Origin of the sequence: Streptomyces sp. NPDC002870 (genome assembly GCF_042888505.1) — a bacterium.
In the GTDB taxonomy this organism is placed as follows: domain Bacteria; phylum Actinomycetota; class Actinomycetes; order Streptomycetales; family Streptomycetaceae; genus Streptomyces.
The window spans coordinates 189,992-213,581 of sequence record NZ_JBIAPW010000010.1 but is presented as its reverse complement, the minus strand read 5'-3'; the positions used below and the strand labels follow the sequence as shown (position 1 = coordinate 213,581).

The 23,590-nt window shown below is 70.3% G+C and carries 16 protein-coding genes; 12 read left to right on the top strand and 4 right to left on the bottom strand.

The annotated features are described in order from the left end of the window. Nucleotides 1–57 precede the first annotated feature (57 nt). The 3 genes from ACFYWY_RS15700 to ACFYWY_RS15690 all read left to right on the top strand — a co-directional run bounded on the left by ACFYWY_RS15700 (nt 58) and on the right by ACFYWY_RS15690 (nt 4,783). Nucleotides 58–2,358 carry a HelD family protein gene (locus ACFYWY_RS15700; protein ID WP_389185670.1) on the top strand — a complete coding sequence of 767 codons (2,301 nt, stop codon included), beginning with the start codon at nt 58–60 and terminating at the stop codon, nt 2,356–2,358. A gap of 403 nt (nt 2,359–2,761) precedes the next feature. Further along, nucleotides 2,762–4,195 carry an NAD-dependent malic enzyme gene (locus tag ACFYWY_RS15695; protein ID WP_389185667.1) on the top strand — a complete coding sequence of 478 codons (1,434 nt, stop codon included), beginning with the start codon at nt 2,762–2,764 and terminating at the stop codon, nt 4,193–4,195. 306 nt (nt 4,196–4,501) lie between these two features. Beyond that, nucleotides 4,502–4,783, top strand: coding sequence for an HU family DNA-binding protein (locus ACFYWY_RS15690; protein ID WP_004571953.1), 282 nt, complete (start codon nt 4,502–4,504; stop codon nt 4,781–4,783). 129 nt (nt 4,784–4,912) lie between these two features. Here ACFYWY_RS15690 and murA read toward each other — a convergent pair whose 3' ends face one another. After that, nucleotides 4,913–6,253, bottom strand: a complete 1,341-nt coding sequence (gene murA / locus ACFYWY_RS15685) for a UDP-N-acetylglucosamine 1-carboxyvinyltransferase (protein WP_389185664.1) — start codon at nt 6,251–6,253, stop codon at nt 4,913–4,915. A gap of 276 nt (nt 6,254–6,529) precedes the next feature. Between murA and ACFYWY_RS15680 the strand changes: the two genes are divergently transcribed. From ACFYWY_RS15680 to ACFYWY_RS15640, 9 genes are all read left to right on the top strand, one after another. Continuing rightward, a complete protein-coding gene (locus tag ACFYWY_RS15680) occupies nt 6,530–7,090 on the top strand; it encodes a YqgE/AlgH family protein (protein WP_389185661.1) in 561 nt (186 codons plus the stop codon). A gap of 30 nt (nt 7,091–7,120) precedes the next feature. Continuing rightward, entirely contained in the window at nt 7,121–7,408 is a 288-nt protein-coding gene (locus ACFYWY_RS15675) for a DUF3039 domain-containing protein (protein WP_215092098.1), read from the top strand. 201 nt (nt 7,409–7,609) lie between these two features. Then, entirely contained in the window at nt 7,610–8,914 is a 1,305-nt protein-coding gene (locus ACFYWY_RS15670; RefSeq protein WP_389185658.1) for an extracellular solute-binding protein, read from the top strand. 506 nt (nt 8,915–9,420) lie between these two features. Continuing rightward, nucleotides 9,421–10,365, top strand: coding sequence for a carbohydrate ABC transporter permease (locus tag ACFYWY_RS15665; protein WP_389185781.1), 945 nt, complete (start codon nt 9,421–9,423; stop codon nt 10,363–10,365). Then, entirely contained in the window at nt 10,362–11,201 is an 840-nt protein-coding gene (locus ACFYWY_RS15660; protein WP_389185654.1) for a carbohydrate ABC transporter permease, read from the top strand. The genes ACFYWY_RS15665 and ACFYWY_RS15660 overlap by 4 nt, the downstream gene beginning before the upstream one ends. A 4-nt stretch (nt 11,202–11,205) precedes the next feature. Further along, nucleotides 11,206–12,837, top strand: a complete 1,632-nt coding sequence (locus ACFYWY_RS15655) for a beta-N-acetylhexosaminidase (RefSeq protein WP_389185651.1) — start codon at nt 11,206–11,208, stop codon at nt 12,835–12,837. Nucleotides 12,838–13,125: 288 nt separating this feature from the next. After that, nucleotides 13,126–14,022 (top strand): FAD binding domain-containing protein, encoded by an 897-nt coding sequence (locus ACFYWY_RS15650; RefSeq protein WP_389185648.1) that lies wholly within the window; start codon nt 13,126–13,128, stop codon nt 14,020–14,022. Continuing rightward, complete coding sequence (locus ACFYWY_RS15645) at nt 14,019–15,359, top strand: 2Fe-2S iron-sulfur cluster-binding protein (RefSeq protein WP_389185645.1); 1,341 nt, start codon at nt 14,019–14,021, stop codon at nt 15,357–15,359. Before ACFYWY_RS15650 ends, ACFYWY_RS15645 begins: the two co-directional genes overlap by 4 nt. Next, nucleotides 15,356–17,677, top strand: a complete 2,322-nt coding sequence (locus tag ACFYWY_RS15640) for a xanthine dehydrogenase family protein molybdopterin-binding subunit (protein ID WP_389185642.1) — start codon at nt 15,356–15,358, stop codon at nt 17,675–17,677. The genes ACFYWY_RS15645 and ACFYWY_RS15640 overlap by 4 nt, the downstream gene beginning before the upstream one ends. A 623-nt stretch (nt 17,678–18,300) precedes the next feature. Here ACFYWY_RS15640 and ACFYWY_RS15635 read toward each other — a convergent pair. The 3 genes from ACFYWY_RS15635 to ACFYWY_RS15625 are packed head-to-tail and all read right to left on the bottom strand — an operon-like array spanning nt 18,301 to nt 23,495. Beyond that, nucleotides 18,301–20,394, bottom strand: coding sequence for a protein kinase (locus tag ACFYWY_RS15635; RefSeq protein WP_389185639.1), 2,094 nt, complete (start codon nt 20,392–20,394; stop codon nt 18,301–18,303). Nucleotides 20,395–20,416: 22 nt separating this feature from the next. Next, nucleotides 20,417–22,597, bottom strand: coding sequence for a PQQ-binding-like beta-propeller repeat protein (locus ACFYWY_RS15630; RefSeq protein WP_389185636.1), 2,181 nt, complete (start codon nt 22,595–22,597; stop codon nt 20,417–20,419). A gap of 4 nt (nt 22,598–22,601) precedes the next feature. Continuing rightward, nucleotides 22,602–23,495, bottom strand: coding sequence for a serine/threonine protein kinase (locus ACFYWY_RS15625; RefSeq protein WP_389185633.1), 894 nt, complete (start codon nt 23,493–23,495; stop codon nt 22,602–22,604). Nucleotides 23,496–23,590 lie beyond the last annotated feature (95 nt).

Below are 23,590 nucleotides of genomic sequence, written 5' to 3'. Positions count from 1 at the left end.
TTCGCCCCCTTCGCGTACGGTTGACGGCTGCCCAGTGCACGTCAGAAGGGGGCCTCGGTGGCCGCGCAGGATGCCGCTGTCGAAACCGCTGATCCCGGTCTCGATTCCGTACGAGACCGCGAGATCGGTATCGAGCAGGAACATCTGAACCAGGTGTACCGCCGCCTCGAGGAGAAGATCCACGAGGCGGAGTTCCTCATGCACGATGCCGCCAAACGCGGGCAGGTCGGCACGCCGGGCGCCCTCGCCGAGCGGGACGCCCAGGTCTTCCGGGCGGGCGTGCACCTCAACCGGCTGAACAACGAGTTCGAGGACTTCCTGTTCGGGCGGATCGACCTGCTGCACGGCAAGGACGGCAAGAGGGGCCCGGACGGCGCGTACACCTCGGTCGAGCCCGCCGACGGCGCCGTACGGGCGGACAACACGGCCGACATCGGGGAGACCCTGCACATCGGCCGTATCGGAGTCCTCGACGCCGACTACTCGCCCCTGGTCATCGACTGGCGCGCCCCGGCCGCCGCGCCCTTCTACCGCTCGACCCCGGTCGATCCGGGCCGGGTGGTACGCCGCCGGGTGATCCGCTCCAAGGGCCGCAAGGTCCTCGGCGTCGAGGACGACCTGATGCGCCCGGAGCTGGTCGCCACGCTGGACGGGGCCGAGCTCCCGGTCATCGGGGACGGCGCGCTGATGGCGGCGCTCGGGCAGGCCCGCAGCCACACCATGCGGGACATCGTCGCCTCCATCCAGGCGGAGCAGGACCTGGTGATCCGGGCCCCCGCCGCGTCCGTCACCTATGTGGAGGGCGGGCCGGGCACCGGCAAGACCGCGGTGGCCCTGCACCGGGCGGCGTATCTGCTCTACCAGGACCGCCGGCGGTACGCGGGCGGCATCCTGATCGTCTCGCCGACCCCGCTGCTCGTCTCGTACACCGAGGGCGTGCTGCCCTCGCTGGGCGAGGAGGGGCAGGTCGCGATCCGCGCGGTCGGCAATCTGGTGGACGGCGTGGAGGCCACGGCGTACGACGAGCCTGCCGTGGCCCGCGTCAAGGGCTCTTCGCGCATGCTGAAGGTGCTCCGCAAGGTCGCGCGGGGCGCGCTGGAGCTGGGGGACAGCCCGGACCGGCTGCGCGTCGTCGCGTTCGGGCGGCGCATCGAGTTGGAGGCCGACGAGCTCCAGCGCATCCGCCACAACGTTCTCGGCGGCACCGCGCCGGTCAATCTGATGCGCCCGCGCGCCCGCAGGCTGCTGCTCGACGCCCTGTACGCCAAGTCGGGCGCAGGGACCAGGCACACGGACCCGGAGCTCGCCGCCGAGCTGCGGTCCTCCTTCGACGAGGACGTGGCCACCGAGGACGCCTTCATCGGCTTCCTGGACGCCTGGTGGCCCGAGCTCACCCCCCGACGGGTGCTCACCGCGATGGCCGACGAGAGGCAGCTCGGCCGCTGGGCCCGCCGGATCCTCAATCCCGGCGAGGTGCGCCGCCTGGCCCGCTCACTGCGCCGCGAGGCCCTGTCCGTACACGATGTGGCGCTCCTCGACGAACTGCAGACGCTGCTCGGCACCCCGGCCCGCCCCAGGCGCAGACGCGAACTCGATCCGCTGGACCAGCTCACCGGTCTGGAGGAGCTGATGCCGCAGCGCGAGGAGACCCAGCGAGAACGGGCCGAGCGGCTGGCGCAGGAACGTACCGAGTACGCGCATGTCATCGTCGACGAGGCGCAGGACCTGACCCCCATGCAGTGGCGGATGGTCGGCCGCCGCGGCCGGCACGCCACCTGGACGGTCGTCGGCGACCCGGCGCAGTCGTCCTGGTCGTCCCCGGACGAGGCGGCCGAGGCCCGCGACGAGGCACTCGGCTCCCGCCCGCGCCGTCGTTTCCGGCTCACAGTCAACTACCGGAACCCGGCTGAGATCGCCGAGCTCGCGGCCAAGGTGCTGGCGCTCGCCATGCCGGGCATGGAGTCCCCGTCCGCGGTCCGCTCCACGGGCGTGCAGCCGCACTTCGCGGTCGTACGGGACGGGAATCCGGCCCAGACCGTACGAGCTGAGGCCCAGCGCCTGCTTGACCGGGTCGACGGCACGGTCGGCGTGGTCGTCGCGATGAACCGGCGCGAGCAGGCGGCGCGTTGGCTGGCCGGGCTCGGTGATCGCGTGGTCGCGCTCGGCTCGCTCGAGGCGAAGGGCCTGGAGTACGACGCGACGGTCGTCGTCTCGCCCGCGGAGATCGCGGACGAGTCCCCGGCCGGGCTGCGGGTGCTGTACGTGGCGCTGACCCGGGCGACCCAGCAGTTGACGGTGATCTCGGACCGCCGCGACGAGCCGGACACGAAGGGTGTGCCGGACCTGCTGCGGGACTGATGGGGAGTCACCCGCGTTGCGTGAATCACTTACCGGGGTTGGGGGTCCGGGGGCGTCCCAAGGGAAAAGCACAGTGTTAGCCTGGTTGTGGCACCGGCTCGATCCAAGCCCCCGGGCCCAACCTTCGTCGCTACGAGCGACCACTTGCCGCGAGGCGAGCATGGCGGGTCGGTGCCACCTATTCGTCAGAGGCAGGTCCGTGTCACCGCGAGGTGACGCGGACCTGTTTCGTTGGGTGCTTCCGCCGGAACGACCGCCTCTCGTATGGTGGAAAATGCTTTCCGAAAACAAAACGACCACTATTACCTGCTACCCGCAGGTAGGTGCGAACATCGGAGAGCGTCGCCGGGCACCAGCCGCGGCCGCATGGCAATGAAGCTAGCGAAAGCAGAGGAACCCGGTCATGGCAACGGCGCCCAGCGTCTCGTACTCGATGACGGTCCGGCTGGAGGTCCCCGCGAGCGGTACCGCGGTCTCCGAGCTCACCACGGCCGTGGAGTCCTCCGGCGGCTCTGTGATCGGCCTGGACGTGACCGCTTCCGGCCACGAGAAGCTGCGGATCGACGTCACCATCGCAGCGACCTCCACCACCCACGCCGACGAGATCGTCGAGGAACTGCGCAAGATCGAGGGCGTCGTCCTCGGCAAGGTCTCCGACCGTACGTTCCTGATGCACCTCGGCGGCAAGATCGAGATGCAGTCCAAGCACCCCATCCGCAACCGTGACGATCTCTCGATGATCTACACCCCGGGCGTCGCGCGGGTCTGCATGGCCATCGCCGAGAACCCCGAGGACGCCCGCCGCCTCACCATCAAGCGCAACTCCGTCGCGGTGGTGACCGACGGCTCCGCCGTGCTCGGCCTCGGCAACATCGGCCCGATGGCCGCGCTCCCGGTGATGGAGGGCAAGGCGGCCCTCTTCAAGCGGTTCGCCGGCATCGACGCCTGGCCGCTGTGCCTGGACACCCAGGACACCGACGAGATCGTCGCGATCGTCAAGGCGATCGCCCCCGGCTTCGCGGGCATCAACCTCGAGGACATCTCGGCGCCCCGCTGCTTCGAGATCGAGGCGCGGCTGCGCGAGGCGCTGGACATCCCGGTCTTCCACGACGACCAGCACGGCACCGCGATCGTCGTCCTCGCCTCGCTGACCAACGCGCTGCGTGTGGTCGGCAAGGCGATCGGTGACGTACGGGTCGTCATGTCCGGCGCGGGCGCCGCCGGTACCGCCATCCTGAAACTGCTGATCGCAGCGGGTGTCAAGCACGCTGTCGTGGCCGACATCCACGGCGTGGTGCACGCCGTCCGCGCGGACCTGGTGGACGCGGAGCCCGAGTCGCCGCTGCGCTGGATCGCCGACAACACCAACCCCGAGGGCGTCACCGGCACGCTCAGGGAAGCGGTCGTCGGCGCGGATGTATTCATCGGAGTTTCCGCCCCGAACGTGCTGGGGGCGGCGGACGTCGCGGCTATGGCCGACGGCGCAATCGTGTTCGCGCTCGCGAACCCCGACCCGGAGGTCGACCCGGCAATCGCCCGTCAGACGGCGGCAGTTGTGGCTACGGGTCGCTCCGACTTCCCCAACCAGATCAACAATGTGCTGGTCTTCCCGGGCGTCTTCCGCGGCCTGCTGGACGCACAGTCCCGCACGGTCAACACGGAGATGATGCTCGCGGCGGCGGCCGCGCTCGCGGACGTCGTCACCGAGGACGAACTCAACCCGAACTACATCATCCCGTCCGTCTTCAACGACAAGGTCGCCGGAGCGGTCGCGGGAGCTGTCCGCACCGCCGCGAAGGCGGCCGGAGCGGCTGTGACGGGCCACACGTCGGCGTGACGCCCGGCGCGTCGCGAGTCGCGGCTCCGCGACTGCCGCTCTAGGGTGGCGGACCATGAGCCCCGCGGCTCGCGGCTCCAAGGAGTCTCCACCGAGTGGACGGAACGTCACCACGACGAGGCCGTGGCGCTTTTCGTGTGACTCCGGAGGGTGCCGGATTGGCTTTCCCGCCGCTGGTGGGGGCAGGATGCGTATTCGGGCGCGAGGGTCTGACAGCAGACCCGGGTCCGGGGACTGTCCGAGGGCCCTGGCAGCATCGGCTTCGATCTCACGCCTCACAGGCAAGAAGAACACGGGAGTAACAACATGAACCGCAGTGAGCTGGTGGCCGCGCTGGCCGACCGCGCCGAGGTGACCCGCAAGGACGCCGACGCCGTGCTGGCCGCTCTCGCCGAGACCGTCGGCGAGGTCGTCGCCAAGGGCGACGAGAAGGTCACGATCCCCGGCTTCCTGACTTTCGAGCGCACCCACCGTGCCGCTCGCACCGCTCGTAACCCGCAGACCGGCGACCCGATCCAGATCCCGGCCGGCTACAGCGTGAAGGTCTCCGCGGGCTCCAAGCTCAAGGAAGCCGCCAAGGGCAAGTAAGCAGCCCAGGGCAAGCAAGCAGCCCAGGCAAGCCAGAGGGCGGCCATCCCTGCCGGGGTGGCCGCCCTTCGGCGTGTGTGGCCGGGGCCGTGCCCCGGCCGAGTGTGGCCGGGGCTGCGCCCCCGGGGGTCAGACGAGCCTGCCGCCCGGCAGCTCCACCTTCGCGCCCAGCTTCTCGAGCTTCTCCATGAAGTTCTCGTAGCCGCGGTTGATCAGGTCGATGCCGTGCACCCTGGACGTCCCCTGCGCCGCGAGCGCCGCGATCAGGTACGAGAAGCCGCCGCGCAGGTCCGGGATGACCAGATCCGCGCCCTGGAGCTTCGTCGGGCCCGACACGACGGCCGAGTGCAGGAAGTTGCGCTGGCCGAAGCGGCAGTCCGAGCCGCCCAGGCACTCGCGGTACAGCTGGATGTGCGCGCCCATCTGGTTGAGCGCGGACGTGAAGCCGAGCCGCGACTCGTACACCGTCTCGTGGACGATGGACAGGCCGGCCGCCTGGGTCAGGGCCACCACCAGCGGCTGCTGCCAGTCGGTCTGGAAACCGGGGTGCACGTCCGTCTCCAGGGCGATCGCGTTGAGCGAGCCACCCGGGTGCCAGAAGCGGATGCCCTCGTCGTCGATCTCGAACGCGCCACCCACCTTCCGGTAGGTGTTGAGGAACGTCATCATCGAGCGCTGCTGCGCGCCGCGCACATAGATGTTGCCCTCGGTCGCCAGCGCCGCCGACGCCCAGGACGCCGCCTCCAGGCGGTCCGGGATCGCCCGGTGGGTGTAGCCGCCGAGCTTGTCGACACCGGTGATCCGGATCGTCCGGTCGGTGTCCATGGAGATGATCGCGCCCATCTTCTGCAGTACGCAGATGAGGTCCTCGATCTCCGGCTCCACCGCCGCGTTCGACAGCTCGGTGACGCCCTCCGCCAGCACCGCCGTCAGCAGCACCTGCTCGGTCGAGCCGACCGACGGGTACGGCAGCCGGATCTTGCAGCCGCGCAGCCGCTGCGGGGCCTCCAGATACTGGCCGTCGGCCCGCTTCTCGATCGTCGCGCCGAACTGGCGCAGCACCTCGAAGTGGAAGTCGATGGGCCGGCCGCCGATGTCGCAGCCGCCCAGACCCGGAATGAAGGCGTGGCCGAGCCGGTGCAGCAGCGGGCCGCAGAAGAGGATCGGGATGCGCGAAGAGCCAGCGTGCGCATCGATGTCCGCGACGTTCGCGCTCTCGACGTGCGACGGGTCGAGTACCAGCTCACCCGGCTCGTCACCGGGCCGGACCGTCACACCGTGCAGCTGCAGCAATCCGCGTACGACGCGCACATCACGGATGTCGGGCACGTTGCGCAGTCGGCTCGGCTCGCTGCCCAGAAGAGCTGCGACCATCGCTTTTGGCACGAGGTTCTTCGCGCCGCGGACGCGGATCTCGCCCTCCAGCGGGGTTCCGCCGTGGACAAGCAGTACATCGTCTGTGCCGGTCATGAATCTCGCGTTCCGGAGGGTCCCCCCAGCGGAGCGAGGGGGAGGCGGGCAGGGGGCCAGTGCAAAGGGTAAGGGGCGTCCACCCCTGTCCCGTAAGGCCAAGGACCCTCCATGGGCGTAATGAATTGGGCACAACACGCTGGGTTGCCGCGATCTCGCGGAGAGTGACCGCCCCAGGCCTGCGCACCGCCCGCTCCTGTCGCGTCCTGAGCTGCGCTCGCTCACACTCAGCCGCCCGCTCCCCGCAGAGGGCGAAGATGCGAGATCATGTCTCGCATGACCGAGGTGTCCTCGCTCACAGGGCGGCTGCTCGTCGCCTCCCCCGCCCTTGCGGACCCGAACTTCGACCGGGCGGTGGTTCTGCTGCTCGACCACGACGACGAGGGCTCGCTCGGCGTGGTCCTCAACCGGCCCACCCCGGTGGTCGTCGGCGACATCCTGGAGTCCTGGGCCGCGCTGACGGGCGAGCCGGGCGTGGTGTTCCAGGGCGGCCCGGTCTCCCTCGACTCGGCGCTGGGCGTCGCCGTCATACCGGGCGACGAGGGGCCGCTCGGCTGGCGGCGGGTGTACGGCGCGATCGGTCTGGTCGATCTGGAGGCCCCGCCGGAGCTGCTCGGCGCGGCGCTCGGATCGCTGCGGATCTTCGCGGGGTACGCCGGATGGGGCCCAGGTCAGCTGGAGGACGAACTGAACGAGGGCGCGTGGTACGTCGTCGAGTCCGAGCCGGGCGACGTGTCGTCGCCGCGTCCGGAGAGCCTGTGGCGGGCGGTGCTGCGACGGCAGCGCAACGAGCTCGCCATGTTCGCGACGTACCCGGACGACCCTTCGCTGAACTGAGCGGCGCGGCCTTCAGTACCCTTGGCAGTTATGAGCACTCTTGAGCCCGAGCGCGGGACAGGCACGGGGACCCTCGTAGAGCCGACACCACAGACGTCGCACGGCGACGGCGACCACGAGCGCTTCGCCCATTACGTCCAGAAGGACAAGATCATGGCGAGTGCCCTCGACGGCACTCCCGTGGTGGCACTGTGCGGGAAGGTCTGGGTACCGGGGCGCGACCCCAAGAAGTACCCGGTCTGTCCGATGTGCAAGGAGATCTACGAGTCCATGAGCACCGGCGGCGACAAGGACAAGAGCGGCAAGGACAAGAAGTAGTCCTTCCGCGGGGGACGGCCCCCGGGACGCGCATTCACGCGCGCCCCGGGGGCCGTTTGCGTTGCACGGGGTGCGTCTGCCGGTCACAGAGTGGTTGAGACCTCTTGTCCGGATGTTGGCGCGCCCTTAGCCTCCTGCGTGTTGTGCAGAACGAAACGCCCGTTGCGCATGCTGCAACGCCTATTCGTAGGGGAACCACGCATGAAGCTCATCGCCCGAATTGCCGCCCCGTCCGCGGCACTTGTGCTGGCGGGCCTCACCGCCACCGCCTGCGCCCCCCAGACCTCCGACAACAGCGCCAAAGGGGACGACAAGAGCGGCACCCTGCGCGTCTGGCTCTTCCAGGAGGTCAACAACAAGCCCAAGGAGCAGGTCGTCGACGCCGCAGTCGCCGCGTTCCGCAAGGCGAACAAGGGCGCCGAGGTCGAGGTCGAGTACATACCGGTCGAGACCCGCGCACAGCGGATCAAGGCCGCCTTCAACGACCCGAAGAGCGCGCCGGATCTGATCGAGTACGGCAACACCGACACCGCCGGCTACGTCAAGGACGGCGGACTCGCCGACGTCGGTGAGGAGTTCACCGCCTGGGCCGAGGCCAAGGACACCGACCCGACGGCCAGGCAGTCGGTCACGGTCGACGGCAAGATCTACGGCGCCCCGCTCTTCGTCGGCGTACGCGCGCTGTACTACCGCACCGACGTCTTCAAGGAGCTGGGGATCGCGGCCCCCAAGAGCCAGGACGAGCTGATCGCCACCGCCAAGAAGATCCACAAGGCGAAGCCGGAGCTGTACGGGCTCGCGGTCGGCGGCGCGTACACCTACGGCGCGATGCCTTTCATCTGGGCGCAGGGCGGCGAACTGGCGCAGGAGAGCGGCGGTTCGTACAAGGCGGCCATCGACAGCCCGGCCGCGCAGAAGGGCATCACGGCGTACACCTCGCTCTTCGGCGACGACAACTGCCCGGCCGCGAAGTGCGCGTCGATGGGCGGCAACGCGACGGTGACGGCCTTCGCCTCCGGCAAGGCGGCGATGGCGATCGGCGGCGACTTCAGCCACCAGGCGGTGGAGGCGGGCGCGGTGAAGGGCAAGTACGCGGTGGTGCCGCTGCCGGGCAGCAAGGCGGGCTCGATCGCGCCGGCCTTCGCGGGCGGCAACAACATCGGCGTACTGAAGAGCAGTTCGCACCGCACGCTGGCGGTTGACCTGATGAAGCAGTTCACCGGCAAGGAGACACAGCGCAAGCTCTTCGACGCGATGGGGTTCCTACCGACGTACACGGATGTGCGGGCGGAGGTCGCGAAGAAGGAGCCGTTCGTCGAGCCGTTCGTACGGACGCTGGGCGCGGGCGCGAAGTTCGTGCCGGCCTCGCCGGGCTGGGGCCAGATCGACGCGTCGCTGGTGCTGCCGACGATGTTCCAGGAGATCGTCAGCGGCAAGAAGGACGTGGCGGCGGCGTCGGGTGACGCGGCGAAGAAGATGGACACGGCGTTCGCCGCGGCGGGCTGAGCACGATGACGAACGGTACGGAACCGGGGCCGACCGCCCCGGACACCCCAAGCCCGCGCGAACCCGCGGCCCCGCCGCGGGGACCACGGCCAACCGACGGCGCGCCCGCGTCGGCTGGGACCGCGGCGGCTGACACGGCAGGACCGTCGGCCGGGGCCGCTGCGTCTCCCGGTGGTGCGGGATCGGCGGCTGCCCATGACGTGGGCGCGTCCGGCGGGACCGGGCCGGTGGCCGGCGCTTCGGCGGCTGCCCGTGACGTGGGCGCGTCCGGCGGGACCGGACCGGTGGCCGGCGCTTCGGCGGCTGCCCGTGACGTGGGCGCGTCCGGCGGGACCGGACCGGTGGCCGGCGCTTCGGCGGCTGCCCGTGACGCGGGCGCGTCCGGCGGGACGGTCGCGGCCTCCACCGCGCCGGGCGCGTCCCTCGGCGGCTCCTCCGTCGTCGGCACCGTCGGCACCGTCGGCACCGCCGGCACCGTCGGGCGGGCCGAGGGGCGGCCCGGGCGCGTGCCCACCGCCCGGAAGGCGGGCGGGCGTTCGTCCTCCGGCGATGGGGGCGCGCGGCGCGGGCGGCGGCGGACCGGCTCCGGGACCCCGTGGCTGTACCTCGCCCCCGCACTCGTCGTCATCGCCGGGCTCCTCGTCTACCCGATCTACCAACTCGGCCTGATCTCCTTCCTCGAGTACACCCAGGCACAAGTCAGCGGCGGCGAGCCGACCACCTTCCAAGGCCTCGGCAACTACCGCACGCTCCTCGCCGACAGCCAGTTCTGGCAGGTCCTGCTGGCCACCGTCGTCTTCGCCGCCGCCTGCGTGCTCGCCACCCTCACCGCCGGCTGTGCCCTCGCCGTCCTGCTGACGCGCGTACGCGCCCTCCCGCGCCTCGCCCTCATGCTCGCCGCCCTCGGCGCCTGGGCGACCCCCGCCATCACCGGCTCCACCGTCTGGGTCTTCCTCTTCGACCCCGACTACGGACCGGCCAACCGTCTCCTCGGCCTCGGCGACTTCTCCTGGACGTACGGGCGCTACAGCGCCTTCGCGCTCGTACTCCTCGAAGTCGTCTGGTGCTCGTTCCCGTTCGTGATGGTGACGGTGTACGCGGGCATCAAGGCGATCCCCTCGGAAGTCCTGGAGGCGGCCTCGCTGGACGGCGCATCCCAGTGGCGGATCTGGCGCTCCGTCACCGCCCCGATGCTCCGCCCCATTCTCGTCGTCGTCACGATTCAGTCGATCATCTGGGACTTCAAGGTCTTCACCCAGATTTACGTGATGACGAACGGCGGCGGCATCGCCGGCCAGAATCTCGTGCTCAATGTGTACGCCTATCAGAAGGCCTTCGCGTCCTCCCAGTACAGCCTGGGCTCGGCCATCGGCGTCGTGATGCTGCTGATTCTGCTGGCGGTCACCCTCGTGTATCTGCGACTGCTGCGACGCCAGGGAGAAGAACTGTGAGCCTGCCCAGCATTCGCCGCCCCTGGCGGCTCGCCGCCGAGGCGTCGGCGCTCGTCATCGCGGTCGTCGTGGCCTTCCCGCTGTACTGGATGGTGCTCTCGGCGTTCAAGCCGGCGGGCGAGATCCAGTCCACCGAGGCACGCCCCTGGACGCTTTCCCCCTCGCTCGACTCCTTCCGCCGCGTCTTCGAACAGCAGGAATTCGGCCGGTATTTCCTCAACAGCCTGTTCGTGGCCGGCGTGGTGGTGATCGCGTCCGCCATGATCGCCTTCCTGGCGGCGACTGCGGTGACCCGGTTCCGCTTCAAGTTCAGGACGACCCTGCTGATCATGTTCCTGGTCGCTCAGATGGTGCCGATCGAGGCGCTGACCATCCCGCTGTTCTTCCTGATGCGGGACTTCGGCCAGCTGAACACCCTCGGCTCGCTGATCCTGCCGCACATCGCCTTCTCGTTGCCGTTCGCGATCTGGATGCTGCGGGGCTTCGTGAAGGCGGTCCCGGAGGCGCTGGAAGAGGCGGCGTACATCGACGGCGCGAGCCGGACCCGCTTCCTGTGGCAGATCCTTTTCCCGCTGGTCTTCCCGGGGCTCGTGGCGACGAGCGTGTTCTCGTTCATCTCGACGTGGAACGACTTCCTGTTCGCCAAGTCCTTCATCATCAGCGACACCTCACAGTCGACGCTGCCGATGGCGCTGCTGGTCTTCTTCAAGCCGGACGAGAACGACTGGGGCGGGATCATGGCGGCGTCCACCGTGATGACCGTGCCGGTGCTCGTCTTCTTCGTACTCGTACAGCGACGCCTGGTCTCCGGCCTGGGCGGCGCGGTGAAGGACTGACGCAATGAGCCTTACGGATCTGATCCCCGCGCCGCGCGCCGTCGAGGGCCCGTACCGCACCCCCTTCGTGCTCGGTACCGGTACGGCACTCGCGGCGGCGCCCGGCACCGAGGGCGTCGCCCGCTGGCTCCGCAGCACCCTCGGCAGCGCCCTGGGGCGCGAACTCCCCCCGGGGGTGGCGGGAGCCGGCCACACCATCACGCTGCGGATCGATCCGTCCCTGGAGCCCGAGGCGTACCGGCTGTCGGTGGCATCCGGCGTCGAGATCGTGGGCGGCACCGCGGCCGGGGTGTTCTGGGGAGCCCAGACGCTCCGTCAGCTCCTCGGCCCCGACGCCCACCGCCGGGCCTGCGTCGATCCGGAAGCCTGGCGCGGCATTGCGCACCAGGTCATCGAGGACGCACCCCGCTTCCCCTGGCGCGGCCTGATGCTCGACGTATCACGGCACTTCCTGCCCAAGGACGACGTCCTGCGCTATCTGGACCTCCTCGCCGCCCACAAGCTCAACGTCTTCCACTTCCACCTCACCGACGACCAGGGCTGGCGCATCGAGATCAAGCGCTATCCCAGGCTCACGGACGTCGGCGCGTGGCGGACACGCACCAAATACGGTCACCGCGCCTCCGAGCTCTGGGACGAGAGGCCGCACGGCGGCTACTACAGCCAGGACGACATCCGCGAGATCGTCGCGTACGCCGCCGAGCGGCATATCACCGTCGTCCCCGAGATCGACATCCCCGGCCACTCGCAGGCCGCCATCGCCGCGTATCCAGAACTGGGCAACACCGACGTCATCGACACGACAACCCTCTCCGTCTGGGACAACTGGGGCATCAACCCGAACGTACTCGCCCCCACTGACAACACCCTCCGCTTCTACGAGGGCGTCTTCGAGGAGCTCCTCGGCCTCTTCCCCGCCGCCGTTTCGCCCTTCGTCCACGTCGGGGGCGACGAATGCCCCAAGGATCAGTGGAAGGCGTCCCCGGCCGCCCAGGCCCGTATCAGGGAACTCGGCCTGGCCGACGAGGACGAGCTCCAGTCGTGGTTCATCCGCCACTTCGACACCTGGCTCGCCGACCGCGGCCGCCGCCTCATCGGCTGGGACGAGATCCTGGAGGGCGGCCTGGCGCCCGGCGCCGCCGTCTCTTCCTGGCGGGGATACGGCGGTGGCATCGCCGCCGCCGAGGCCGGTCACGACGTCGTCATGTGCCCCGAGCAGCAGGTGTACTTGGACCACCGTCAGCACGGCGGCGCACAGGAGCCGATGCCCATCGGATACGTACGCACCCTCGAGGACGTCTACCGCTTCGAGCCCGTCCCCCCGGCCCTCTCGCCCGAGGCCGCCGCGCACATCCTCGGCACCCAGGCCAATGTCTGGACGGAGGTGATGCAGGACCGTTCCCGCGTCGACTACCAGGTCTTCCCGCGGCTCGCCGCCTTCGCCGAGGTCGCCTGGTCCGCCCTGCCCGCCCCCGCCGAGCGCGACTTCGCGGATTTCGAGCGGCGAATGACCGCCCACTACAAGCGCCTTGACGCGCTCGGGGTCGACTACCGGCCCCCCGGTGGCCCGTTGCCGTGGCAGAAGCGACCGGGGGTGATCGGACGCCCGATCGAGGGTGCGCCCCCAAACGTGTGAGCCCGGCTCAAAGACGCATCTCCCGCGCCCGGGATCCTGGGAGCGTGGAAAGCCGTAAGGAATAAGTCGCACGAGGGTCGACGAAGAGTGGCAATCCGCACGTGGCGGCGAGGATGTTGCAAACCGGACCATCGGCGCGAGCCGGTACATCCGGTACGGATCTGCCCTTCGCGGACCCTCTCGCCGGTCGGCGCGGAAGATGTGCCAGAGTTGCCACGTCCGGGCTGTGAGCACGTACGGTACGGCAACACAGGCGGGACAGCCGGGACACCGGGAAGGGGCAGCTGGGTGACCACGCACGCACCGCAGACGGGGCAGTCGGTGACGCTGCCGGCTTCGCTCGACGAGGCCGTGGCGGCGCTGACCGCCATGCCCGCCGCCGTGCCTGTCGCGGGCGGCACGGACCTCATGGCCGCAGTCAACAAGGGCCAGCTCCGTCCGGCCGGCCTCGTCGGCCTCGGCCGCATCAGCGAAATCCGCGGCTGGCGCTACCAGGACGGACACGCGCTGCTCGGCGCCGGACTGACCCACGCCCGGATGGGACGGCCCGACTTCGCGGCCCTCATCCCCGCGCTGGCCGCGTCCGCGCGCGCCGCGGGTCCGCCCCAGATCCGTAATGCGGGCACGCTCGGCGGCAATATCGCCACGGCCGCCCCGACGGGCGACACGCTGCCCGTGCTGGCCGCCCTGGACGCCGACCTGGTGATCGCGGGGCCCGGCGGCGCACGCCGCGAGATCCCCGTCTCCCATCTGCTGGCGGGCCGGGAGATGCTCGCCCCCGCCGAACTCATCGGCTTCGTACGCATCCCCCTCCTGCACGCCCCGCAGGTCTTCCTGAAGGCCACCGGCCGCACCGGCCCCGGCCGTGCCACCGCATCCGTCGCCGTCGTCCTCGACCCGGCGCGGCGCGGCGTGCGCTGCGCGGTGGGCGCGATCGCGCCGATGCCGCTGCGGCCGCTGGAGGCGGAGCGGTGGATCGCGTCACTGATCGACTGGGACGGCGAGCGCGGCCTCGCGAGCGAGGCGCTGGCGGCCTTCGGTGAGTACGTCGCGGCGGCGTGCATCCCGGATCCGGCCCCGGCCGCGCAGGGCGAGGAGCAGCCCGTGCTGCCGCCCGCCGTACTGCATGTGCGGCGCACTGTCGCCGCGCTGGCCCGACGTGCACTGGGGAGGGCGCTGTCGTGAGCAATGAGGAGAACCCGCAGGGACGCCCGCCGGAGCAGGGACGCCCGCCGGAGCAGGGAGGCTGGGAGCCCACGCCTCAAGGCGGCGAGTACGACGCCGAGGCCACCGCCTTTCTGCAGCTGCCGCCCGAGAGCGCGCTGGACGCGGCGCCGCTCGAAGCGCCCGGACACGGCTACGTACCGCCGATGATCATGCCCCTGACCCCGCTCTCCGCGGCCGATCCGGCGGCGACGGACGGCTGGGCCGGGCAGCAGGCGACGGGGGAGCCGGCGGTGCAGTGGCCGGAGCCCGCGGGCGCCGAGCAGCATGTGGACCCGCACGCCACGGGCCAGTGGACCTTCACGGGCGCCGAGCCGGCCGGTCAGCCGGTCGAGCCCGCGTCCGCCTCCGAGTTGACCGGTCAGTGGACGATTCCGGTGGCGGACGGCGATCTGCCCGATGAGTCCGGCGAGTTCACGACGTCTTCGCTGGCGTCCCACTGGGGTACGACGAGCCCGCCCGCGACTCTGCCGGGCGGGGCGGCGGCCCCGTGGGCGACCGGACAGGAGCCCCCGGCGACGCTGCCGGGCGGAGCGGCCGCGCCCTGGGCGACGGCTCCGGAGCCGGAGCCCGCCGCGGTGGCCGAGCAGCCGGAGCCCGTACAGGAGCCGGAAGCGGTCGAGGCCGAGGCCGAGGCCGAGGCGCCGACGAGCCCCGACGAGGCCGCAGAACCTCCAGAGGCGCCCGCCCCCACCTCCTCCACGGGCAGCGACGAACACCCGCCGACCTCCTTCGTCCTGCGGGTCAACGGCACCGACCGCCCCGTCACCGACGCCTGGATCGGCGAATCCCTCCTCTACGTACTGCGCGAGCGCCTCGGCCTCGCCGGCGCCAAGGACGGCTGCTCACAGGGCGAGTGCGGCGCGTGCAACGTCCAGGTCGACGGCCGTCTCGTCGCCTCCTGCCTGGTCCCGGCGGCGACCGCCGCCGGCTCCGAGGTCCGTACGGTCGAGGGCCTCGCCAGCGACGGCGAACCCTCCGACGTCCAGCGAGCCCTGGCGGGCTGCGGCGCGGTCCAGTGCGGCTTCTGCATCCCCGGCATGGCCATGACCATCCACGACCTGCTCGAGGGCAACCACGCCCCCACCGAGCTCGAGACCCGCCAGGCCCTCTGCGGCAACCTCTGCCGCTGCTCCGGCTACCGGGGCGTCCTCGACGCCGTACGCGAAGTGGCCGCCGAGCGCGCGGCGAGTGCCGCGACCGCCGCAGAGGCGAGTGAGGAAGCCCGCATTCCGCACCAGGCGCCCCCTGGCGCAGGTAGTGTGCAGCCCCACCCGCACGACGGAGGCATGGCGTGAGCAACGACGCGGCCACCACCACGACGACGACGCCCCGGACGGTCGACGGCCCCCAGACGGAGCCTCCCGCCCACGGCCTCGGCGCGTCCCTGCCGCCGGCCGACGCCCGCGCCAAGACCGAGGGCACGTTTCCGTACGCCGCCGACCTGTGGGCCGAGGGCCTGCTGTGGGCGGCGATCCTGCGCTCCCCGCACCCGCACGCGCGTATCGGCTCGATCGACACCTCGGCGGCGCTGGAGATGCCGGGCGTGCGGGCGGTGGTGACGCACGAGGACATTCCGGGTGATACGGCGTACGGAAGACGTATCGCCGACCGTCCCGTCTTCGCCTCCGAACTCGTACGTCACCACGGCGAGGCGATCGCGGCGGTCGCCGCGGACCACCCCGACACGGCCCGCCTCGCGGCGGCGGCGATCGCCGTCGAGTACGAGGTGCTCGACCCGGTCACCGACCCCGAGAAGGCCTTCGCCGCAGAGCCCCTGCACCCCGACGGCAATCTGATCCGCCACATCCCCCTCCGCTACGGCGACCCCGATGTGACGGGCGAGGTGATCGTCGAGGGCCTCTACCGCATCGGCCGCCAGGACCCGGCCCCGATCGGCGCCGAGGCCGGCCTGGCCGTCCCGCGCCCCGACGGCGGCGTGGAGCTGTACGTCGCCTCGACCGACCCGCACACCGACCGCGATCTGGCGGCCGCGTGCTTCGGCCTGGAGCCGGACAGGGTGAAGGTCGTGGTCACGGGCGTCCCGGGCGCGACCGGCGACCGCGAAGACCCCGGCTTCCAACTCCCGCTCGGCCTGCTGGCGTTGAAGACCGGCTGCCCGGTCAAACTGACGGCGACCCGCGAGGAGTCCTTCCTCGGCCACGCCCACCGCCATCCGACGCTGCTGCGCTACCGCCACCACGCGGACGCCGAGGGCCACCTGGTCAAGGTCGAGGCCCAACTGCTGCTCGACGCGGGCGCGTACGCCGACGCGTCCTCCGAGTCGCTCGCGGCCGCGGTCGCGTTCGCCTGCGGTCCGTACGTCGTCCCGCACGCCTTCATCGAGGGCTGGGCGGTCCGTACGAACAACCCTCCCTCGGGCCATGTGCGTGGCGAGGGAGCGATGCAGGTGTGCGCGGCGTACGAAGCCCAAATGGACAAACTCGCCGGGAAATTGGGCGTCGACCCCACCGAACTGCGGCTGCGCAACGCGCTCGCGACCGGTGACATCCTCCCCACGGGCCAGACAGTCACCTGCCCTGCGCCCGTCGCGGAACTCCTCAGCTCGGTCCGGGACTTCCCGCTCCCCTCCCTCCCCAAGGACAGCCCCGAGAACGACTGGCTGCTCCCCGGCGGCCCGGAGGGCGCGGGCGAACCCGGCGCCATCCGCCGCGGAGTCGGCTACGCGCTGGGCATGGTCCACATGCTGGGTGCGGAAGGCGCCGACGAAGTCTCCACGGCAACGGTCAAGGTCCACGACGGCATCGCGACGGTGATCTGCGCGGCGGTGGAGACCGGCCAGGGCTTCTCCACCCTCGCCCGCCAGATCGTCCAGGAGACGCTGGGCATCGAGGAGGTCCACGTGGCCTCGGTCGACACGGACCAGCCCCCGGCGGGCCCGGCGGCCCACGGCCGCCACACCTGGGTCTCGGGCGGCGCGGTCGAACGCGCCGCGAAGATGGTACGTACGCAACTGCTCCAGCCCCTGGCCCACAAGTTCGGCATGTCCACCGAACTCCTCCAGATCACCGACGGCAAGATCACGTCGTACGACGGCGTGCTGTCGACGACGGTGACGGAGGCGATGGACGGCAAGGAACTCTGGGCAACGGCCCAGTGCCGCCCCCACCCGACGGAGCCCCTCGACGAGTCGGGCCAGGGCGACGCTTTCGTGGGCCTCGCCTTCTGCGCGATCCGCGCGGTGGTGGACGTGGACATCGAGTTGGGCTCGATCCGCGTGGTCGAGATGGCGGTGGCCCAGGACGTCGGCCGTGTCCTGAACCCGGCCCAACTGACCGCCCGCATCGAGGCCGGCGTCACCCAGGGCGTGGGAACGGCCCTCACAGAAAACCTCCGCACGGCCCGCGGCCTGGTCCGCCACCCGGACCTGACGGGCTACGCACTCCCGACATCCTTGGACGCCCCGGACATTCGCATCGTCAAACTGGTCGAGGAACGCGACGTGGTGGCCCCCTTCGGAGCAAAGCCGGCAAGCGCGGCCCCGGTGGTGACGTCCCCGGCGGCGGTCGCCTCCGCGGTACGGGCGGCAACGGGCCGCCCGATCAACCGCCTCCCGATCAGGCCTCAGGCGGCGGTGGCGGTCCCCAACTCGTAGCGGTGTGACGCGCATTGCATGTGCGGGTGCAATGTGTAGATGCGTCGTGTCACTGGTGCTCGCTACAGTGGTCACTGAAGCTTTGGGTTAAACGGGGAGGATGCTTTGCTGCCGAGCGAGGGTGGGTCAGGGGGCACGTCGTCTGGGTTCTTCAACCCATTTGAGGTCGTTCAGGACGCCGTGAGCGACATGGTCACTGAACTTTCGTCAACGCCGCCGCGCGCAAATGTCGCCGCCGATCTGTGCTGCCAGAACGTCCGCTTGGTCGACGGGGTGCCCAAGCTTGCACCCTGAGCCAGCTCAGAACACCGCTAGGGCTACCGCCTCGTGGGTGGGGCCTCGTGGAGCCGAACCGCGCGGGGCCGCCCAGCAGGTGCTGAGACCTCGGTCGGTGGGGGGGCATTTTCTGCACCGGCCGGGCTCTGGAGCGCGGAAGGCGCGGTCGCAGAGGTCGCAGTTCTGGAGGGGGTCCGGGCGCTCATGTTGCGGCGTTGCTGCGAGCGGCGGTGGCAGAAGTTCGGTGAGGCGGTGGGTGAGCAGCGCCGCCGGGTGGTGTATCGGGCCTGGGTAGCGAGGCGGCGTAGACCGAGTCCTCGTCGGTGGCGAGGCCTCGGCCCGCCGCTTCAGAAGACCGGGAGCGCGGAGAGCGAGTTGCCGTCCAGGAGGAAGACGCGATTAGCGTCGGCCACGAGCCAATAGGCGTCGGTGTTCTTGATGATGGGGAACACCCAGGAGGAGAGGTGGAGTTCGTTGGTCTGGTCGAGGACGTTTATTCCCCCTCCTGTTTTATTGACGGCAACTGACCAGAACCCATTGCCTTGAACGACAAGTGGGCTGGGGGGGTCGCATTCAAACAGGCCTTCATACACCCAGCCACCCCGGCTCCCGTCGCGGATGCCGAAGCGCAGAGGAAGTCCGAGCATGGCTGCGTACAGGTACGAGCCATGGATGGTCGGAGGGCCCCAGGAGACCGGGACGCCGCCCGGTGGACGTGGGTTCTTGGCGGCCCAGCGTTCCTTTCCATCAGTGATGTCGAGAGCGTAGAGGCGCTTTCCGGTCACGAAGAGGGAGCGCCCTGAGGTGGCAACGCCTACTCGGTGGTCGGATTGTTTGCGTAGGTCCCATACCTTGCGACCGCTGCTGGTGTCGACGGTGACGATGTCTCCGTCCGCCGTGGTGATGACCAGGCGGCCATGTGCCGTGATGCCGCGTGACGTGGCCTTCGTGCCGAGATCAGCCTCGATCCGGACTGTCCAGCGGATCTTGGCATCGGACCGGCCGATGCTGCGCAGACGACTGTCCTTGGTGACTACATACACCGCTTCGTCGTCCGCGGCGAGGATGGAGGAGGCGTCCGCGGGAGCCGTCCACTTGGGCTCGCCCGTCGACGCGACGAAGGTCAGTAGGGTGCCGCTCTGATCGATGGCTGCTACCAGTTCATCGGAGAGTGACAGGTATCGGTGAGCGGCCACAGCCTCGGGCGCAGACCACCGGAGTTTGCCATCGACGACGCTGTGCGCTGCGATGCCGCCTTTTGGGGCCCCGACGATGATGACGTCGCGCACGGGCAGGGGCGCAGGCGAGTCATCGCCGAGAGCTGATGTGAGGCTCCAGAGTGGATCGGGAGTCTCGCCCAGGACGTAGTCACCTTTCTTCGCGGACAGGACGTGGGCTTTCGGGGTCTTCACGGCCGGAGGGATGTCGAAGGGATCCCTCCGGGTACCGCCCGCCTTCCAGCTCCACCATGCGGCTGTGCCGCCGCCGGCGGCGCCGAGCGCGAGGGTCGTCAACAGACGGCGTCGTGACACGGAACGCGGTGCACTTGACCCCGGCGGCGTGGTCATCCGGTGGAGGCTGCGCTCGCGCGTCGTGATGTCCTGTGCGAGTGGGCCCCGCAGCCAGGCACGTTCGGAGCCTCGGGGCGGGGCGAAGAACCGGGCAATCTGGTCCGGGGTCGGCCGCAACGAGGGGTCTTTGGCGAGGCACGGACCGATCAACGGTTGAAGAGTGGGCGGTACGCGGTCCAGGCGCGGCTCACTGTGGACGACCTCGTACTGCACGGCAGCGACGTGTGAACCCTCATACGCACGTTGTCCACTCGCCGCATAAACCAGTACAGCACCCAAGGAGAAGACATCGGCGGGCGGTCCTACGCGTTGGCCGAGCACCTGCTCGGGGGCTCCGTAGCCGGGCGTCACCGGGACCTGGCCGGTGGTGGTGAGCGTGAGACCGTGCTCGGGGCGGGCGATGCCGAAGTCGATGATGCGGGGACCTGCCGCAGTGAGCACGATGTTGGCGGGCTTCAGGTCGCGGTGGACGAGGCCGGCGGTGTGGATGTCCTGGAGTGCGTGGGCCAGCGCCGCCGCGAGCTCTCGTACCAACGGCTCGTCGAGCGGCCCGTGCGAGCGGACGGCATCGTCGAGGGTCGGGCCCGCCAGGAACTCGGTGGCGATCCAAGGGCGCCCGCTCTCGGTCTGAACTTCAAGGACGCGGGCCACGCCCTCGCTGGTGACAGCCTGGGCCATCTGGGCTTCGCGAACGAATCGTTGCCCGAGGTTCTGGTCGTGCATCAGGTGGGAATGCAGGACTTTCACAGCGGCAGGGCGCCCCTCGCCGTCCTGCCCGACGTAGACCTTGCCCATACCTCCCTCGCCCAGTATGCCGAGGAGGCGGTACGGGCCGAGTCGGATCGGGTCTCCGGTTTGCAGGGGCTTCATGGCCGCGGTGCTTTCTGTGTGTTCACTGGAGGGGGTAACCGGCGGCGTATTCGTCGCCCAGAGCGATGAGTCGCTTGGTGGATTCATGCGTGAAGTACCGGGCACCGGCAGCTTTGAAAGGACGGGATGCGACGCCGCTGCGGATATCTGCGGCCATGAGTCCCGAGGAAGACTTGCTGTACACGTACTTGATTCCCACGACGGGAGGAGCGTCGAGCTTCGTCGTCGTGTCCTTGCGGTCCTTCTCGGCCCAGCGCAACTTCCCGGTGTCGGCACGGACCGAGATGACGCCCCGGACTTGCTCAACTGCGTACACAACGCCGTCCTTGACGCTCGGCGGGCTGTAGGCGGCTCCGGAGCGTCCCTCTTCGAAACGCCACGCCACCTTGCCGTCACGCAGGTTGAGAGCGATGAGTTCACCCGCGGCCGGGTACACGTGATTCTCGTCCACCGCCAGACTCGCTCGACTGAAAGCCGGCCCCTTGCCGTCAAGCGCCCTGTTCCACAGGGACTTGCCGGTGCGGGCGTTGCGGACGACAAGGCGAAGCCTGCCGTCCGCGGACTGCTGGACGAGTACAAGATGCTCCCCCTGGACCTGGGCGGACAGGAAGTGCAGGCGTTCGGACTTGTCCGGTCTTGCGGGGAGCGGCTGAGTCCAGAGCTCCTTGCCCGTGCGGCTGTCGAGGGAGAGCAGGAACCAGGACTGGTCGCCCCGGAATCCGTCGGTCGATACGCGTCCTCGGCCTCCCACCACGTAGACAGCGCTGTCCGTGGCGCAGAGCAACTGATTCTCGAAGAGGCGTCCCCTCAGGTCCTTCAGCCGGATGAAGGGTTCCTTGAGCTCTCCGGTGGCCAGATCGACCGTGCCGATGGCGAGCGGATCGGTTTCTTCGAAGGGGTACTCGATGGCATAGATCTGCCGGCCGTCCGTGGCGACTTGATGGAAGCGGTACACATCCGGGTCCGACCACTTCGTCTTGCCTGTCTTGGGATCCAGGGCCTGCAGGGAGCTGGCGCTCTCCGCCACAGCGACCACGTTGTCCAGGAGGAGCGGAGCAGACGGAATTCGAGGGCTGATTCCATAGTCGGTCTTCATCTGCCAGATCAAGTCCCACTTGGGGCTGCTCGGAGCGGTGGGTGCTGCCTTTGGATCGGTGCTGTCCTGCCTGAGCCATGACCAGGTTCCTGCTCCGACTGCGGCCAGGCCGAGTACGGAACTGCCGCCCACGGCCAGGAGTTTGCGGCGCGACATGGCGCGTGGGCTGCCGTTCTGGATGCCCTCGGCGAGGGCGTGGTCCGGCGGAGTCGGGAGGCGGTACGGGTGGTACTGCCAGACCTCTGCCGCGCGGCGGGCGATCTCTGCGAGGAGGGTGTCGGGCAGATGGTCGGCGAATTGGCCCTGACCGTCGTGGAGTTGGATGGCCAGTTCGCTTGTGGTGGGCCGCTGGCCGGGGTCCTTGGAGAGGCAGCGCGTCAGGATGGGGAGCAGCGACTCTGGTACGCCGGTGAGGTCGGGGTCTGCGTAGCGCACCCGGTACAGCAGGTCCGCGGGGGCGCCCGAGCCGAAGGGGCCGTGGCCTGTCAGGGCGAAGACCAGTACGCCCGCCAGAGCGAAGACGTCTCCCGCCGGGGTGTGCTCCTGGCCCGTGGCCTGCTCGGGCGACATGAAGGCGGGGGTGCCCGCTGCCGCTCCCGTACGAGTGAGGCGGTCGTCTCCTGCCGCCCGTGCGATGCCGAAGTCGATGATCTTGGGGCCGTATGCCGTGATCATGACATTGGAGGGCTTGAGGTCGCGGTGGACCACGTCGGAGCCGTGGAGCTGGGCGAGTGCTCCGGCCAGGGCTGCGCCCAGCGCCCGGACTGACGCCTCGGGGAGTGGGCCGGAGAGCGAGACCGCGTCGTCGAGTGGCGGGCCCAGGACGTACTCCGTTGCCAGCCAGGGGGTTTCGGCCAGCGGATCCGCGTCGACGACCGTCGCTCCGTGGTGGCCGCCGATGATGCGGGCCGCGTCCGTCTCCAGGCGGAAGCGCGTACGGAAGTCGGCGTCGGCGGCGATGCCCGCGTGCATCGTCTTCAGCGCGACGGTACGGCCGCCGTCGGAGCGCGCCAGGTACACCGTGCCCATGCCGCCGCTGCCCAGGCGGGCGATCAGGCGGTACCCACCGAGCTGGGCAGGATCGTTGTGGGTGAGAGGGGACAGCATCGCGTCAGTTCCTGGGGGAGATGCGGAGTTCGGCAGCGAGCACATGGGAGGACTGGCGGGCGATCGCCGCGACGATACGGCCCGGCAGCCAGCCCGCGGTCAGCATGGAGCCCGCCGAGCTCACGACTGTGGCGTGCGGGGGCGCGGGCGCCAGTTCGGCGAGGAGCGCGCCGGCAGAGGGGCGGTCCGCGGGGTCCCTGGTCAGGCAGGCCGAAATCAACCCCCGCAGCGATTCCGGGAGTTCGGAACGCTCCGGGACCGTGTGGCCCGTCGCCGCGTACGCCAGGACGGCGCCCAGCGCATAGACGTCGCCCGGCGGGCGCGGGCGGCCGCCCGAGGCCTGTTCCGGGGCCAGGCTGCCAGGTTCCAGTCCCGGGACGCCGGTGCGCTGTTCGCCGTCCGGGGCTGCCGCGCGTACCGCGCCGAAGCCCGTCAGGCGCGGGCCGTCGCCGGCCAGGAGTACCGCCGCGGGGGACAGACCCGCGTGTGTGATGCCCGTGGCGTGTGCGCCCGCAAGCGTCTCGGCCAGAGCCGCGCCCAGTGCCCGTACCGTCCGCTCGGGCAGCGGCCCGCCGTGGACGGTCAGGGCCACGGGAAGCGGCAGCGCGGGGAGGTAGGGGCAGGCGTACCAGGGGGCGGCGGACGGGGGCGAGACCTCGGAGACGGGGGAGACCCAAGGGCCGAACAGACGGCGGGCCGCGTCCGCTTCGACGAGGAAGCGTCCCGGGTCGGTGCCTTCGAGGGGGACGCTCACGAGCACCGTACGGTCGCCGTCCGCGCTGCGCGCGATGAAGCGGCGCGTGGGTACGGGCGGGAAGCCGGGGCCGGTCGGATCGAGACGGGTGATCAGGTGGTACGGGCCGATCTGGCGCGGAGCGTCAAGGCGCGCTCGTTCCATGTGTGAATCCCCCGGGCTGGTCTCGAATAGCAGGAGCCTACTCAAGTGGCGGATCCCGTCCGGCGGGTGGTCGGCCGATCGTCGCGATGCTGAAG

Bases quoted from the DNA above. Each gene is read 5' to 3' on its own strand.
- ACFYWY_RS15675 (WP_215092098.1), top strand. From the start codon at position 7,121: ATGAGCACTCTTGAGCCCGAGCGCGGGACAGGCACGGGGACCCTCGTA.
- ACFYWY_RS15695 (WP_389185667.1), top strand. From the start codon at position 2,762: ATGGCAACGGCGCCCAGCGTCTCGTACTCGATGACGGTCCGGCTGGAG.
- ACFYWY_RS15680 (WP_389185661.1), top strand. From the start codon at position 6,530: ATGACCGAGGTGTCCTCGCTCACAGGGCGGCTGCTCGTCGCCTCCCCC.
- ACFYWY_RS15655 (WP_389185651.1), top strand. From the start codon at position 11,206: ATGAGCCTTACGGATCTGATCCCCGCGCCGCGCGCCGTCGAGGGCCCG.
- murA (WP_389185664.1), bottom strand. From the start codon at position 6,253: ATGACCGGCACAGACGATGTACTGCTTGTCCACGGCGGAACCCCGCTG.
- ACFYWY_RS15635 (WP_389185639.1), bottom strand. From the start codon at position 20,394: ATGAAGCCCCTGCAAACCGGAGACCCGATCCGACTCGGCCCGTACCGC.
- ACFYWY_RS15625 (WP_389185633.1), bottom strand. From the start codon at position 23,495: ATGGAACGAGCGCGCCTTGACGCTCCGCGCCAGATCGGCCCGTACCAC.
- ACFYWY_RS15690 (WP_004571953.1), top strand. From the start codon at position 4,502: ATGAACCGCAGTGAGCTGGTGGCCGCGCTGGCCGACCGCGCCGAGGTG.
- ACFYWY_RS15630 (WP_389185636.1), bottom strand. From the start codon at position 22,597: ATGCTGTCCCCTCTCACCCACAACGATCCTGCCCAGCTCGGTGGGTAC.
- ACFYWY_RS15670 (WP_389185658.1), top strand. From the start codon at position 7,610: ATGAAGCTCATCGCCCGAATTGCCGCCCCGTCCGCGGCACTTGTGCTG.